13 protein-coding genes are annotated in these 13,428 nt (G+C 57.4%); 6 read left to right on the top strand and 7 right to left on the bottom strand.

What is annotated here, in order from left to right; all coding sequences use genetic code 11:
* Positions 1-26: 26 nt before the first annotated feature.
* Positions 27-359 (bottom strand): DUF2502 domain-containing protein, encoded by a 333-nt coding sequence (locus AC6I8V_RS14405; protein ID WP_497842940.1) that lies wholly within the window; start codon positions 357-359, stop codon positions 27-29.
* 160 nt (positions 360-519) lie between these two features.
* Positions 520-1,509: an L-glyceraldehyde 3-phosphate reductase gene (gene mgrA, locus AC6I8V_RS14400; RefSeq protein ID WP_497842939.1), complete on the bottom strand. Its 990-nt coding sequence runs from the start codon at positions 1,507-1,509 to the stop codon at positions 520-522.
* Between the two features lie 216 nt (positions 1,510-1,725).
* On the opposite strand from mgrA, the gene AC6I8V_RS14395 reads away from it, so the two are divergent.
* Together AC6I8V_RS14395 and glk are read left to right on the top strand one after the other, a co-directional pair.
* On the top strand, positions 1,726-3,366 hold the full coding sequence (locus tag AC6I8V_RS14395; RefSeq protein WP_497842938.1) for a thiamine pyrophosphate-binding protein: 1,641 nt from the start codon (positions 1,726-1,728) through the stop codon (positions 3,364-3,366).
* A gap of 162 nt (positions 3,367-3,528) precedes the next feature.
* Positions 3,529-4,494 carry a glucokinase gene (gene glk / locus AC6I8V_RS14390; protein WP_497842937.1) on the top strand — a complete coding sequence of 322 codons (966 nt, stop codon included), beginning with the start codon at positions 3,529-3,531 and terminating at the stop codon, positions 4,492-4,494.
* A 36-nt stretch (positions 4,495-4,530) separates the two neighbouring features.
* On the opposite strand, the gene AC6I8V_RS14385 is transcribed toward glk, so the two are convergent.
* Together AC6I8V_RS14385 and AC6I8V_RS14380 are read right to left on the bottom strand one after the other, a co-directional pair.
* A complete protein-coding gene (locus tag AC6I8V_RS14385; RefSeq protein WP_497842936.1) occupies positions 4,531-5,259 on the bottom strand; it encodes a LytR/AlgR family response regulator transcription factor in 729 nt (242 codons plus the stop codon).
* Entirely contained in the window at positions 5,256-6,947 is a 1,692-nt protein-coding gene (locus tag AC6I8V_RS14380) for a LytS/YhcK type 5TM receptor domain-containing protein (RefSeq protein ID WP_497845845.1), read from the bottom strand. Before AC6I8V_RS14380 ends, AC6I8V_RS14385 begins: the two co-directional genes overlap by 4 nt.
* 253 nt (positions 6,948-7,200) lie before the next feature.
* Here AC6I8V_RS14380 and AC6I8V_RS14375 point away from each other — a divergent pair, with 253 nt between their 5' ends.
* Together AC6I8V_RS14375 and alaC are read left to right on the top strand one after the other, a co-directional pair.
* Positions 7,201-7,719, top strand: a complete 519-nt coding sequence (locus AC6I8V_RS14375; protein WP_497842935.1) for a GNAT family N-acetyltransferase — start codon at positions 7,201-7,203, stop codon at positions 7,717-7,719.
* Positions 7,720-7,842: 123 nt separating this feature from the next.
* Positions 7,843-9,081, top strand: a complete 1,239-nt coding sequence (gene alaC / locus AC6I8V_RS14370; RefSeq protein WP_497842934.1) for an alanine transaminase — start codon at positions 7,843-7,845, stop codon at positions 9,079-9,081.
* A gap of 43 nt (positions 9,082-9,124) precedes the next feature.
* On the opposite strand, the gene ypdK is transcribed toward alaC, so the two are convergent.
* From ypdK to AC6I8V_RS14355, 3 genes are all read right to left on the bottom strand, one after another.
* Positions 9,125-9,196 carry a membrane protein YpdK gene (ypdK, locus tag AC6I8V_RS14365; RefSeq protein ID WP_128178783.1) on the bottom strand — a complete coding sequence of 24 codons (72 nt, stop codon included), beginning with the start codon at positions 9,194-9,196 and terminating at the stop codon, positions 9,125-9,127.
* 201 nt (positions 9,197-9,397) lie between these two features.
* Positions 9,398-10,426, bottom strand: coding sequence for an HlyD family secretion protein (locus AC6I8V_RS14360; protein WP_497842933.1), 1,029 nt, complete (start codon positions 10,424-10,426; stop codon positions 9,398-9,400).
* Between the two features lie 5 nt (positions 10,427-10,431).
* The gene (locus AC6I8V_RS14355; RefSeq protein WP_497842932.1) at positions 10,432-12,033 is read right to left on the bottom strand and encodes an MFS transporter; all 1,602 of its coding nucleotides are present in this window, start codon (positions 12,031-12,033) and stop codon (positions 10,432-10,434) included.
* Positions 12,034-12,181: 148 nt separating this feature from the next.
* Between AC6I8V_RS14355 and AC6I8V_RS14350 the strand changes: the two genes are divergently transcribed.
* Both AC6I8V_RS14350 and AC6I8V_RS14345 read left to right on the top strand, forming a co-directional pair.
* A complete protein-coding gene (locus AC6I8V_RS14350; protein ID WP_497842931.1) occupies positions 12,182-12,967 on the top strand; it encodes an IclR family transcriptional regulator in 786 nt (261 codons plus the stop codon).
* A gap of 6 nt (positions 12,968-12,973) precedes the next feature.
* Positions 12,974-13,426, top strand: coding sequence for a universal stress protein (locus AC6I8V_RS14345; protein WP_497842930.1), 453 nt, complete (start codon positions 12,974-12,976; stop codon positions 13,424-13,426).
* Positions 13,427-13,428: the final 2 nt, after the last annotated feature.

Here is a 13,428-nt window from a genome sequence, read left to right as displayed (position 1 = left end):
CGGTGCTTTTTTTTGCGTGGCGTTCATCAATGGTGGTGATGATGCCCGTGGTGATCGTGGCGATGCTCGTAGCGCCAGCGTTCATGGCGACGACGCTCCTGCTCACGCATCCACGCCTGATGACGTCGCCACTCTTCATGGCGCCACCAGCGGCGGTCGTTATATTGGTAGCGATCGTGCCACCAGCGTGGTTCGCGCCAGTGTCCGCCGTCCCAGTAGTAACCACGACGATCGCGATCGCCTAAATGCAGGGTAACGCCTGGTGCCAGGTTAACAGTGGCACTGCTGGCCTGGGCTGTGTGTATGGTCAGGGGTGACAGCGTTGCCAGCAAAGCGGCAAACAAAATTCCACGTTTCATAACTTCTCCTCATCGGCAGCTTATGGACTGCTACCGTTGCGCTAGTTTGCCACATCGGACCAGCAAATCTTTAAGAAGTCGTCCTAAAACGCTAAGGAAATTCTGCTATGGGAATTTTCTGCGGCGGAAGAAGCCCGGCGAATACCGGGCGGGTAAGCGGTTACACTAAAATAGATTCGATGGCCTGGCGTTCTTCCGGACTCAGCGCTGGCTGGCTCAGCATGTCCACCGCGTCATCAATTTGCGCGGTTTTGCTGGCGCCAATTAATACCGAGGTGACGCGGCTGTCGCGCAGTACCCAGCTCAGCGCCATCTGCGCCAGCTTCTGACCGCGCTGCTGCGCAATGGCGTGCAGGCCGCGCACTTTCTCCATTTTCTCCTGCGTCAGCTGATCTTCCCGCAGGAATTTGCTGCCGCTGGCTACCCTGGAATCTTCGGGAATGCCCTGTAAATAACGATCGGTCAGCACGCCGCCCGCCAGCGGCGAGAAGGCAATACAGCCGACGCCGTTATCGCCGAGTACATCCAGTAAACCCTGTTCCGGCGCGCGCTCAAACATGGAATAACGTGGCTGATGGATCAGGCACGGGGTGCCGAGATCGCGCAGGATGGCAATCGCCTCGGCGGCTTTCTCTGCCGGATAGTTGGAAATGGCCGCGTACAGCGCTTTGCCCTGACGCACCACCTGATCCAGCGCGCGCATGGTCTCTTCCAGCGGCGTTTCCGGATCCGGGCGATGGTGATAAAAAATATCCACGTACTCCAGTCCCATACGTTTCAGGCTCTGGTCCAGGCTGGAAATCAGATACTTGCGTGAACCCCAGTCGCCATAGGGGCCGTCCCACATGGTGTAACCGGCCTTGGTGGAGATCACCAGCTCATCACGGTAGCCGCGAAAGTCCTCACGCAGAATGCGACCGAAATTCTCTTCAGCCGATCCCGGCGGCGGCCCATAGTTATTGGCAAGGTCAAAATGGGTGATACCGCGATCAAAGGCGTGACGCAGCAGCGTCCGGCTGTTATCCACGCGGGTGCTGTCACCAAAGTTATGCCATAAGCCGAGTGAAATGGCGGGCAGCTTCAGGCCACTGTGGCCGCTACGGCGATATTGCATCTGTTGGTAACGTTCGGGATGGGGAAAAGCAGTCATGCAGCGTTCCTGTCTCAAAGGGGGAGAAAGTGTCATCAGCATAGCAGTGTATGCGTTTACACTGAGCGTAAACGCGGGGGCGATCGCAACTTACAGAATTTTCTGTCGTCGTAACGATTGCTTGCCAGACCTGGCCGTTCGCTCATGATGAAAATCTCGCCAATTCAGCCACATTGGCAATACTTTCTACGATAACTCTTAAGAAGGATGCGGCTGATGAAAACCCTTAAGGTTGGCGATTATTTGTTGATGCGTTTACACGAAGCGGGTATCCGCCATCTGTTTGGCGTACCGGGTGATTACAATCTGCAATTTCTCGACAGCGTCATCGCCCATCCCGATATTGCCTGGGTGGGCTGTGCCAATGAACTGAATGCCGCCTACGCCGCCGATGGCTATGGGCGCTGCACTGGCGCAGCGGCGTTGCTGACCACCTTTGGCGTGGGCGAACTCAGCGCCATTAATGGTATTGCCGGTAGCTACGCCGAGTACGTGCCGGTGATCCACATCGTGGGCGCTCCGGCCAGCCAGGTGCAGCAGCAGGGCGATTGTGTGCATCATTCGCTGGGCGATGGCGATTTCCGCCATTTCAGCCGCATGGCGGAGGAGGTCAGTGTGGCCAGTGCGGTGCTGACGGCGGCGAATGCGGTGCAGGAGATCGATCGCGTTATTGCTGAGGCGCTGCATCAGCATCGGCCGGGCTATTTGTTGCTGGCGGTGGATGTGGCGCAGGCGGAGGTTCAGCTGCCGGAAAAAACCTGCGCGGCAGCACCGACCGTGGCCGACGGGTTTGCCGCCGCCGCCGAACGCCTGCTGGCATCGGCACAACGTGTGGCGTTGCTGGCTGATTTCCTCGCTTCACGCTGGCAGCTGCAATCCCGGCTGGCCGCCCTGCGCCAGCTGCGCGCCATTCCCTCCGCCACCCTGCTGATGGGGAAAGGGGTACTGGATGAGCAGCAGCCTGGGTTTGTCGGCACCTATGCCGCGGAGGGCAGCACCCCTGCGGTACGGGCCGCGATTGAAGATACCGATGTGACGATCTGCGTCGGGGTGCGTTTCACCGATACCTTAACCGCCGGTTTTACCCAGCAGCTGCCCGCCGCCAAACTGATCGACCTGCAACCGTTCCATGCGGTGGTGGGCGGGGAAACCTTTGCCCCGCTGAGCATGGCGCAGGCGCTCAGCGCGCTGGAGCCGTTGTTCCGCCGCTATGGCGCGCAGTGGGCGTTGGGGGAGACTGATGGCGGTGAAAACGAGCAGTTTGATTACGGGCTAATCAGTCAGCACGCCTTCTGGCAGGCAATGCAGCACTTCCTGTTGCCCGGTGATATTATCCTGGCCGATCAAGGCACTGCCGCCTTTGGCGCCGCCGCCCTGCGCCTGCCGCAGGGCGCGCAGCTGCTGGTGCAACCGCTCTGGGGTTCCATTGGCTATACTTTACCTGCCGCCTTTGGTGCGCAAACGGCGCAGCCGCATCGACGGGTGATCCTGATCATTGGCGACGGTTCGGCGCAGTTAACCATTCAGGAACTGGGTTCCATGCAGCGCGACGGGCAGCAACCGATCATTTTTCTGCTGAATAATGAAGGCTATACCGTCGAACGTGCGATTCATGGCGCGCAGCAGCGTTACAACGATATCGCGCAATGGAACTGGACCGCCTTGCCGCAGGCGCTGAGCCTGGCGGGTGAGGCGCAAAGCTGGCGCGTGAGTGAAACGGTGCAGCTGACCGACGTCATGGCGCAACTGGCAGACAGCACGCGTCTGTCGCTGGTGGAAGTGGTGCTGGATAAAGATGATCTGCCACCGCTGCTGCGTAAGGTTACGGCCGCGCTGCATCAGCGCAATGGCGGCTGAGTTTCGGACAGTTGCCGCTGTGCAGCCAGCCTGACGCATGTCAGGATGTGGTCGCACCTGAGTGATTACGCCCATCTGACGCACTGATGGGCGTTGTTGTTTTATTGGCAGGCTTTTATAGTGTCCTGCAATTGTTTATGACCCAAGCGGAGCAGCAGAAGAATGACAAAATACGCCCTGGTCGGCGATGTGGGCGGCACCAATGCCCGTCTCGCCCTGTGTGAGGTGGAAACCGGTGCCATCTCCCAGGCCAAAACATTCTCAACATCAGACTATGACAATCTTGAAGCGGTGATTCGTCACTATCTGGATGAGCAGAAGCAGGATATCAAAGATGGCTGCATCGCTATCGCCTGCCCGATCACCGACGACTGGGTCGAAATGACCAACCATGACTGGGCCTTCTCCACCAAACAGATGAAAGAGAGCCTCGGCTTTGCCCATCTTGAAATCATCAATGATTTCACGGCGGTGTCGATGGCGATCCCGATGTTATCAGACGCGGATGTGTTGCAGTTCGGCGGCAAAGCGCCAGTTAAAGACAAACCGATTGCCATCTACGGCGCGGGCACCGGCCTTGGCGTCAGCCATCTGGTGCATGTCGATCAACGCTGGGTGAGTCTGCCAGGTGAGGGCGGCCACGTTGATTTCGCGCCAAACAGCGAAGAAGAGGGCGAGATCCTTGAAGTGCTGCGTGCGGAGCTGGGCCATGTGTCGGCCGAACGCGTGCTGTCGGGGTCCGGGCTGGTAAATCTGTACCGCGCCATTGTGAAATCGGATCAGCGTGAGCCGGAAAATCTCAAACCGAAGGATGTTACCGAGCGCGCGCTGAAGGACAGCTGCACTGACTGCCGTCGCGCGCTGTCGCTGTTCTGCGTCATCATGGGGCGCTTTGGCGGCAACCTGGCGCTGAACCTTGGCACCTTTGGCGGCGTCTATATCGCCGGTGGCATCGTGCCGCGTTTCCTCGACTTCTTTAAAGCCTCAGGTTTCCGCGCGGCGTTTGAAGATAAAGGTCGCTTCCGCGACTATCTGGTGGATATTCCGGTGTTTATGATCACTCACGATCAACCGGGGCTGCTGGGTGCGGGGGCGCATCTGCGTCAGACGCTGGGCCGCGTGCTGTAATCTATAGCGGGTGAACGGCCATACGCGCCGTTCGCCTTATAACCGCATCAACTGCCGAAAGGCTTTCACCTTGCTACGACTCACCGGCACCTGCGCATCCAGATCGCGTAATTTCACCAGATAGGTATTGTTGAACCAGGGTTCGATTTCGCGAATCTTGCTCAGGTTGACGCAATACGAACGGTGGCAGCGGAAGAACGCCGTTTCCGGCAGGCGGCTGCAAAATTCACTGATGGTCATCGACATCACATAAGCTTCGCGCCGCGTGTAGACAAACGTCAGCTTCTCGTGCGCTTCCACATAATAGATATCGTTGATATCGGTGACGATAATGCGTTCATCTTTCACCAGATTCACCGTTTGCTGCGTGTTTGCCTGCGGGTTGCTGGCCGGTGATTGCTGCTGCTGCCAGCTGGCTTCCAGCTTGTTGAGCATGGTGATGATGCGGGACTCGTGATACGGCTTAAGGATGTAATCAAAGGCTTCCAGCTCGAAGGCTTCAACCGCATGTTCTTTCCACGCGGTGATAAACACAATCAATGGCTTATGTGCGAACTGATTGATGTTTTGCGCCAGCAGCATCCCATCCAGCGACGGAATATTGATGTCGAGGAAAATCACATCAACACGATGGCTTTGCAGATACTTCAGCACTTCCAGTCCGTCATCAAAGCAGGCTTCAATGCTGATCTGGCTATGATGCTGAATCATCCAGCTCAGCTCTTGCTGCGCCAGGAACTCATCTTCGACAATAATGGCTTTCACGTTGAGGTTTCCGTAACGCTGGCAAGCGGTGCCGATAACCGGTGGCCATTTTTGCTGAGGGTAAAGGAAATTTCGGTGCCGGGATGATGGCGTACAATGGTCAACCCCTGGCCGGAGAGCAGTTTTACCCGATGATGGACGTTGAGCAGGCCGATTTTATTGCCGGGCATATCGTCACGCGCCACGCGCGCCATCACATCATCGCTGATCCCCGCGCCGGTATCGCGCACCGCCACCCGCACCCGATCGCCCAAATCTTTCACGCTGAGCGTTACCACCCCTTTGCCGCGGCAGGGCTGAATACCGTGCACGATGGCATTCTCCACCAGCGGCTGAATCAGCAGGCTGGGCAGCGTGAAATGCAGATCTTCATCGATGTCATAAATCATCGACAGCTTGTCACCAAAGCGCGCCTGCTCAATCGCGATGTAATCCTTCACCTGCCACAGCTCTTTCTTGATATCGATTGGCTCGTCATCATTCAGCTCCAGGTTGTAGCGCAGGTAGCGCGACAGGTTAATCACCAGCTGACGGGCGGTATCGGGATTCATGCGGATCGAAGAGGAGATGGCGTTCAGCGCGTTAAACAGAAAATGCGGGTTGATCTTGCTTTGCAGCGCGCGTAGTTCCGCCTTATTCGCCATCTCGCGTAATTGCTCAGCGCGGGAGACTTCGAGCTGGGTCGAGATGATTTGCGACAGCCCGACCGCCATCTCTTTTAGCGATCCGGTGATGCGATGCGCGCGGCGATAATAGATTTTTAGCGTACCGGTGACTTCCCCTTTTTCCCAAAGGGGAATAACCAGCATCGAGTGGATATCTTTGGTGCGATGCGCCTCATCATTATTCTTGATGATGATTTTGCCGCTGGTGATCGCCTGGGCGGTGGTGGGGCTGATGCCATCGTCGCCGTTCTGATAGTTATGCTCGCCGTAGCCGACATAAGCCTGAATCTGTTTGGTATTGGTGATCGCCACCGCATCGGCATGGATATCGGTGCGGATGATATCGCACACCTGGCGCAGCGAATGGCTGTTGACCTGGCGGAACAGTGGCAGCGTTTTGTTGGCAATCTCCAGCGCCAGCTTGGCCTGACGCGCGGCAATCGCCTCTTTTTCCCCCTCCACGCTCTGCACCAGCAGCACAATCAAACCGATACTTGATGCGCCAAGAATCATCGGCAGCGCGATCTCAGAGACAATCGCCAGGCCGAGCGACATCGGTCTGGCCCACAGCACAATCAGCAGCATGGTCAGGGATTCACACAACATGCCGCCGAGGATGCCGGCGCGCCAGCGCTGCTCCTTGCTGACCCGGCGATTAATCGCGCCCGAGACGATGCCGGCGATGATGCTGGTGATCAGACAGGGAACGGCGGTAACGCCATGAATATCAATCAGAAAACGGTGAAGGCCAGCAATCACGCCGGTGGCGATGCCGACCCAGGGGCCAAACAAAATGCCGCCTGACATCACGGCAATCACGCGGACGTTCAGCAGCGAGCCATCAACATCAATGCCAGACCAGGTACTGAACAGGGCAAACAGCGAGAAAATCGCTGTCACCACCACTTTTTCCTGACGCGAAGGCTCATCTTTCTGGAGCAGCTGGCGAAACGCGCGCGTGCGGGTCAGAAAGAACAGGCAAATCAGCATCAGTGCGGCGCGGTCAAATACCGCCAGCAGCATGTCAAAGTGAGAAGGCACGGGCATCTCGTCTACAACCAGGGGGTGAGGCTATGATAAAAAATGTGATCGCGATCCGCCAGCGTCCCGACAGGCATCAGATGATTCTCATGGCCAGGATCAATTTTTGCCGGGGAAAATACAAAAAGGGGAAAAGTTGAGTAGTAAAAAGAGGATTACCTTTTCCCTACAGACAGACTGGTTGTCCCTGGCCCGGTTTGTTATGTTGCCGTAAGCCTTTTTGCGGAGCGCAGCCATGCAATTAGTCACAGCTCGTTTAACCCTGAACCGGTTACAACCGGAAGACTGGCAGATTTTCAAAGCGGTTCACGAAGATGCCGCCACCATGACCTGGGTGAGTGAAATCCCCGACGAGGACGATATCCGTCAACGCTTTACCGAGCGGCTTGCCCCCTGGCAGGTCAGCAGCTTTCACATGCTGTGCCTGGTGGCGCGGCTGCGCGAGACCGGTGAGGCCATCGGGTTGTTTGGCTGCACCCCGGAATGGGAACCTTATCGCCAGGCCGAAGTGGGTTACATGATGCTGCATCGCTTTACCGGCCAGGGATACGGCAGCGAGGCGCTGGCCGCGCTGTGCGCCTTTTTGCTCCACGCCGAATTTCATAAGCTGAAAGCGCTGGTGGTGGAGGGGAATTGGCCGTCGAGACGCATTCTGGAGAAGAATGATTTCGTGCTGGAGGGGACGCTACGGGATAATTATCTGTTAAACGGCCAATGGGTAAGCGATTGGGTGTTCGGTCGTCTGAATCCGTAAAAATAAAAAATTATCTTCCGCTCTCGACAATCCTGTTATTGCCACGTTATGTTCTTGGTTCGGTCACAGCAGTGACCCACGTCGCTCGGACGGTCCGGGCGCTTACGTACTCCAGAGGACATCATGGCTGATAACAGCACACCCCGTCGTTTTTCCCGTATCGATCGCCTTCCCCCGTATGTTTTTAACATCACCGCTGAATTGAAGATGGCTGCGCGTCGGCGCGGCGAAGATATCATCGATTTTTCGATGGGGAACCCGGATGGCCCCACGCCACCGCATATCGTGGAAAAACTGTGCCAGGTGGCACAGCGCGAGGATACCCACGGCTACTCCACCTCCAAAGGCATTCCGCGTCTGCGTCGCGCCATTTCGCGCTGGTACGCCGATCGCTATCAGGTGGATATCGATCCGGAATCCGAAGCCATTGTCACCATCGGCTCGAAAGAGGGGCTGGCGCATCTGATGCTGGCTACCCTCGACCACGGTGATACCGTGCTGGTGCCCAATCCCAGCTACCCGATTCATATCTACGGCGCGGTGATTGCCGGTGCGCAGGTACGTTCTGTGCCGCTGGTGGCGGGCGTCGATTTCTTCAACGAGCTGGAACGCGCGATCCGCGAAAGCTACCCGAAACCGAAGATGATGATCCTCGGTTTTCCGTCGAACCCGACCGCGCAGTGCGTCGAGCTGGATTTCTTCGAACGCGTGATTGCGCTGGCGAAGCAGTACAACGTGCTGGTGATCCACGATCTGGCCTATGCCGACATTGTTTATGATGGCTGGAAAGCCCCGTCAATTATGCAGGTGCCGGGCGCACGCGATGTGGCGGTGGAGTTTTTCACGCTGTCCAAAAGCTACAACATGGCGGGCTGGCGTATTGGTTTTATGGTCGGCAACAAAGAACTGGTGTCGGCGCTGGCGCGTATCAAGAGTTATCACGATTACGGCACCTTTACACCGTTGCAGGTGGCGGCTATTGCGGCGCTGGAAGGCGATCAGCAATGCGTGCGCGATATCGCCGAGCAATATAAACGTCGTCGCGATGTGCTGGTGAAAGGGCTGCATGAGGCGGGCTGGATGGTTGAGATGCCGAAGGCGTCGATGTACGTCTGGGCGAAGATCCCCGATCACTATGCTCATCTCGGTTCGCTGGAGTTTGCCAAACGTCTGTTGCAGGACGCGAAGGTATGCGTTTCACCGGGCATTGGCTTTGGTGACTATGGCGATACCCACGTACGTTTCGCGCTGATTGAGAACAGCGATCGTATTCGTCAGGCGGTGCGCGGGATTAAAGCGATGTTCCGTGCCGATGGCATTCTGCCGGGAACCGTGAAGACACTGGAAGAAGAACAGGATTAAGCGAGTGAGTGGGGCGACAGGGTCGTCGCCCCTCCTGGCGGCTCTAGAGCATCAGCACGAAGGTGCCGACCCAGATTAACAGGAAAAAAGAGATTCCCATCAAAGCGTATTTCACAAAACAACTCCTCTGAGCGGTTACGATGATGGCGATCCCAGGCCAGCGTAACGCGACAGAATAAGAGAAAGGTGAAGTTCATAACCGCTGCACGCTTTCTTCTCAGGTCGTTCAGAGCGAACTCAGAACAGGATCGAGCGCTAATTTACGCGTAATCGATCCGAAAATAAATAGGTCCGACCTGAGATATAGCTCACATTTTCACCGCACCTCAATCTCCGGGATCGCCGACATACCGACACGTAATTGCGCCAGATCGGGTTGGTTCGGATCCAGCACGATTTTGACCGGCAAACGCTGAACCACTTTAGTGTAGTTGCCTGTGGCGTTATCGGGTGAGATGGCGGAAAAGGTCGCCCCGGTGGCGGGTGCGATACTGTCTACGCGACCGGTAAAGCGCTTGCCGGGCAGGGCATCTACCGCGATCGTCACTTTCTGTCCCTGATGCACATCCGTCAGCTGCGTTTCCAGATAGTTAGCAGTGACATAGGTTTGCTGCAACGGTACCACCGCCAGCAGGCGGGTGCCTGCGGTGACATAAGCGCCGAGGCGCACCGAACGCTGCCCCACCATGCCATCAACCGGCGCGACAATCCGCGTGTAGGAGAGATTCAGCTGCGCCTGATCGACGCTGGCCTGCGCTGCGGTGACGTCCGCTTCGGACTGACGCAATGCCGCCTGCAACACGCCGACTTCCTTCACCGCCGCTGCCAGCGCCGCTTCGCTCTGACGTACGGTCGCTGCCGCTGAGCGCTGCGTTGATGAGGCTTTTTGCTGTTCGTCTGCGGCGATGGTGCCGCTTTTGTACAGGCTGTCGTAGCGGGCCGCGCTCTGACCGGCATACTGCGCCGAAGCCTGGTTGGCCGCCAGCGTCGCTTTGGCCTGATCGATAGCGGATTGTTGCTGCTCAAGCTGCGCCTGGCTGCTGAGACGTTTAGCCTGGCTGACCTGCAAATTGGCCTGCGCGGTTTCCAGCGCTACGCGGTAATCGCGATCGTCCAGCGTTGCCAGCAGTTCACCCGCCTGCACGCGCTGGTTGTCCTGCACGTTGACGCTGGCGATATAACCGGACACTTTCGGTGCCACCAGGGTGTAATCCGCATTGATGTAAGCATCATCAGTACGATGGTCGTTGCCGGTCATCGCCGACCAGACAAAAAAAGCCATCACCAGCAACAACAGCAATAAAGCGCTCAGCAGCACCGTTCTTTTCATAGCAAAAGCACGCATATCATTTATCTCGACGTGTTTGTAACAGGTTGAATCAGGGTTTGTGGCGGCCAGACGCGTTTTGGCAGCCAGACGGTGAGCAACAGCAACAGCGCGGCAAAACCCATCAGCATCATATAGGCGTCGCTCAGGCTCAGTACCATCGCCTGCTGCTTCAGCAGGCTGGCGAAACCGCTCAGGTATTCGCTGCTGCTGGCGCTGCCATCCGGTAATAAAGGAAAACTGCTGCTGGCCTGAGCGCTGCTTTGCGCAGTCATCAGCCAGGAACGGCTGGCGGCATTGCCTACCAGCACATTGGAATGAAACTGTTCACGATGGCTGATAAACCACTCCACCAGGGTGCTGGCGGCCACGCTGGAGAAACCGCGCACGGTATTGAACATGGCCGAAGCAAACGGGCCTTCCGGCGGGGCAACCACGCTGGTGGCGCTCATCAGTACCGGCAGGATCACCATCGGTTGACCAAAGGCCTGCAAAATTTGAATCAGCCAGAAATTTTGCCGCCCCCAGTCGGTGGTGATCTGCATACCGAGCAGGCAGGAGGTCACCAGCAGCGCGACACCGGCCGTCAGCATCCAGCGACAATCGATCCAGCGGATATTCAGCAGCGCGGCAATCAGCGGCGCGATCAGCAGCTGCGGCAGACCCACCGCCAGCGCCAGCGGCGCGAATTGCAGGGTGCGGAAGCCTTCGATCTGTGCGAAGTAGGCCGAGGGCAGGGCGGAGCCGGACAGCGACAGAATCAGGACTCCCGCCAGCACCAGCAAACCGTGCGCCAGATTGCGTCGTTGCAGCATCTGTAACTTGAACAGCGGCAGCGGGTGAAACCATTCATTAATAAAGAACACAATCAGCAATGCCGCTGCGCTGAATAATAGCGCGACGATCAGCGGTGAACTGAGCCAATCCAGCCGCTCGCCCTGGGTCAGCGCCAGCAGCAGCATGGCCATGCCGCTACAGCCGGTCAACATGCCAAACAGATCCATCTGCTGGAAACGATCGAAGCGCACCGGGTCCTGCGGCAGGCCCCAGCCAATCAGCAACATGGCGATCACCATAAAGGGGACCACCTGCCAGAATACGAACATCCAGCTGACGTCATCGGTCCAGAAGGCGGCCAGCGAGGCGGCGACATTGGGGCCGAAGGTCGCTGTCAGGGCATACGCGCCCAGGCCATAGAGTTTGATCGGCGGCGGCAGAAAACGCAGCGCCACCGTCATCAGCAGCGGCGGCAGCGCACCGCCAAATAGCCCCTGAATGACGCGCAGGGTAATAAACAGCGTGGGATTAGGCAGCAGCGGCAACAGGATGCCGGTGATCATAAAACCAGCGGAGACGGTCAGGGCAAAGCGGCGCAACGAAAAGGTTACGGCGAACCACGGGGCGATCATCATAGCGGCCACTTCGGCGGCCTGATAAGCGGAGATAATCCAGCTACCCTGATCGTAACTGATGCCGATGGCTGCACGGATATCTGCCAGCGCAATGTCGGTGACGCGATCGTTTAAACCGGCGGTCAGTGCGGCAATCAGCACACCCACCAGACCCAGCGCCAGACGCAGGGTGAACGGATGAGGTGCCGGGGCCGCTGCGGGCTGGGCGTTCATAGCAGGTTTCTCGTTTTGTTGATGCAGTGTATTGCGATGTGATACAGCAAGGCATATTACATCCCGGTATGTTGTATTGCAATGTGATACAGGGTGTAAAAATGCGGTTAATCGCGCTAAAGTAGGGCAGGCCACAAAGGATCGTACTATGGGTGAACTTCCCTCCTGCCGTGAGGATGAAAAAACGGGCGGCATTCAGGTCATTGCCCGTGCGGCAAAAATTCTTAATGCATTGGGTGAACACCCCGGCGGTATGAGCCTGGGGGAGATTGCTCAGGCGGTGGATTTACCGCGCTCCACGGTGCAACGCATTGTCGCCGCGCTGGATAGCGCCCAGCTGGTGCGAAGCAGCGGGGCGGGCGGTTTACGCCTCGGTCCGGGGTTGCTGAAGCTGATCTCCAGCGTGCATAGCGACGCCGTTGAAGTGGTGCGCCCTTTTCTCGAACGACTTTCCGCCGATACGAATGAAACGGTGTCGCTGGCGCGCGCCAGCGGTACGCAGCTGGCGATCGTCCATTACGTGGTCGCGTCACGCGAGTTGCGCGTGGTGCCGCGTATGGGGTTGAACCTGCCACTGTATAGCACCTCCGGCGGCCGCGCCCTGCTGGCGCTGGAGAGTGATGAAGATGTGCGGGTGATGGTTGGCGAAGCCTATCAGGAGCTGACCGAAATGACGGTGAAAACGCTGCCGCAGCTGCTGGAGCTGATTAGCGAGGTGCGTAAAACCGGCTTTTCCTACGACCGTGGTGAGACGCTGGAAGGCATCTCCACCATGGCGGTGGCTATCGATACCCTGTTTGGTCGCTTCTCTATCTCACTGCTGGTGCCTACAGCGCGTTTTCGTAAACATGAAGCGCGCTATTGTGAGGAAATCCTGAAGTGTAAAGAGTCGCTAATCCGCGAAATTGGCAAATTGACCGTTGTTGAAGGATAACCACTGATGAAAACCTTGTTGATGGCCATTGATAACTCCCCGGTAGCCGAAAAAGTGATCGCGCTTACTATTGAACAGGCACTGGCGCATCAGGCGCAGGTCGTGGTGCTGTGCTGTGTCGATCCCGCGTACTCCTCCTGTAGCCAGCCGATTGAAATCGATGCGGGTGAAGATCCGGATGATTTTGTGGTGGCAAAGGATGAGCAAAACACCGCGGAAATGGTGGTACGACATGCGCTTGCGCCGATATTGCGTGCTGGCGTGGCGGCCAAAGGCATGATTCTGGCCGGTGAAGCGGCAGAGACCATCGTCGCGCAGTCGGCAGCGGTACATGCCAGCATGATCATTATGGGGCGCCGTCATCTTTCACCCTTTAACCGCCTGCTGAAAGGCTCGGTCAGCGCTGCCGTGATTGAACGTGCTAACTGCCCGGTTCTGATTGACGTTCGCAAGGATTAATA

This window comes from Pantoea sp. X-Soil-TKNS-1207 (assembly GCF_059730485.1).
Note: the sequence above shows the minus strand (reverse complement) of the source record. Positions and strands in the feature narration are given on the sequence as shown.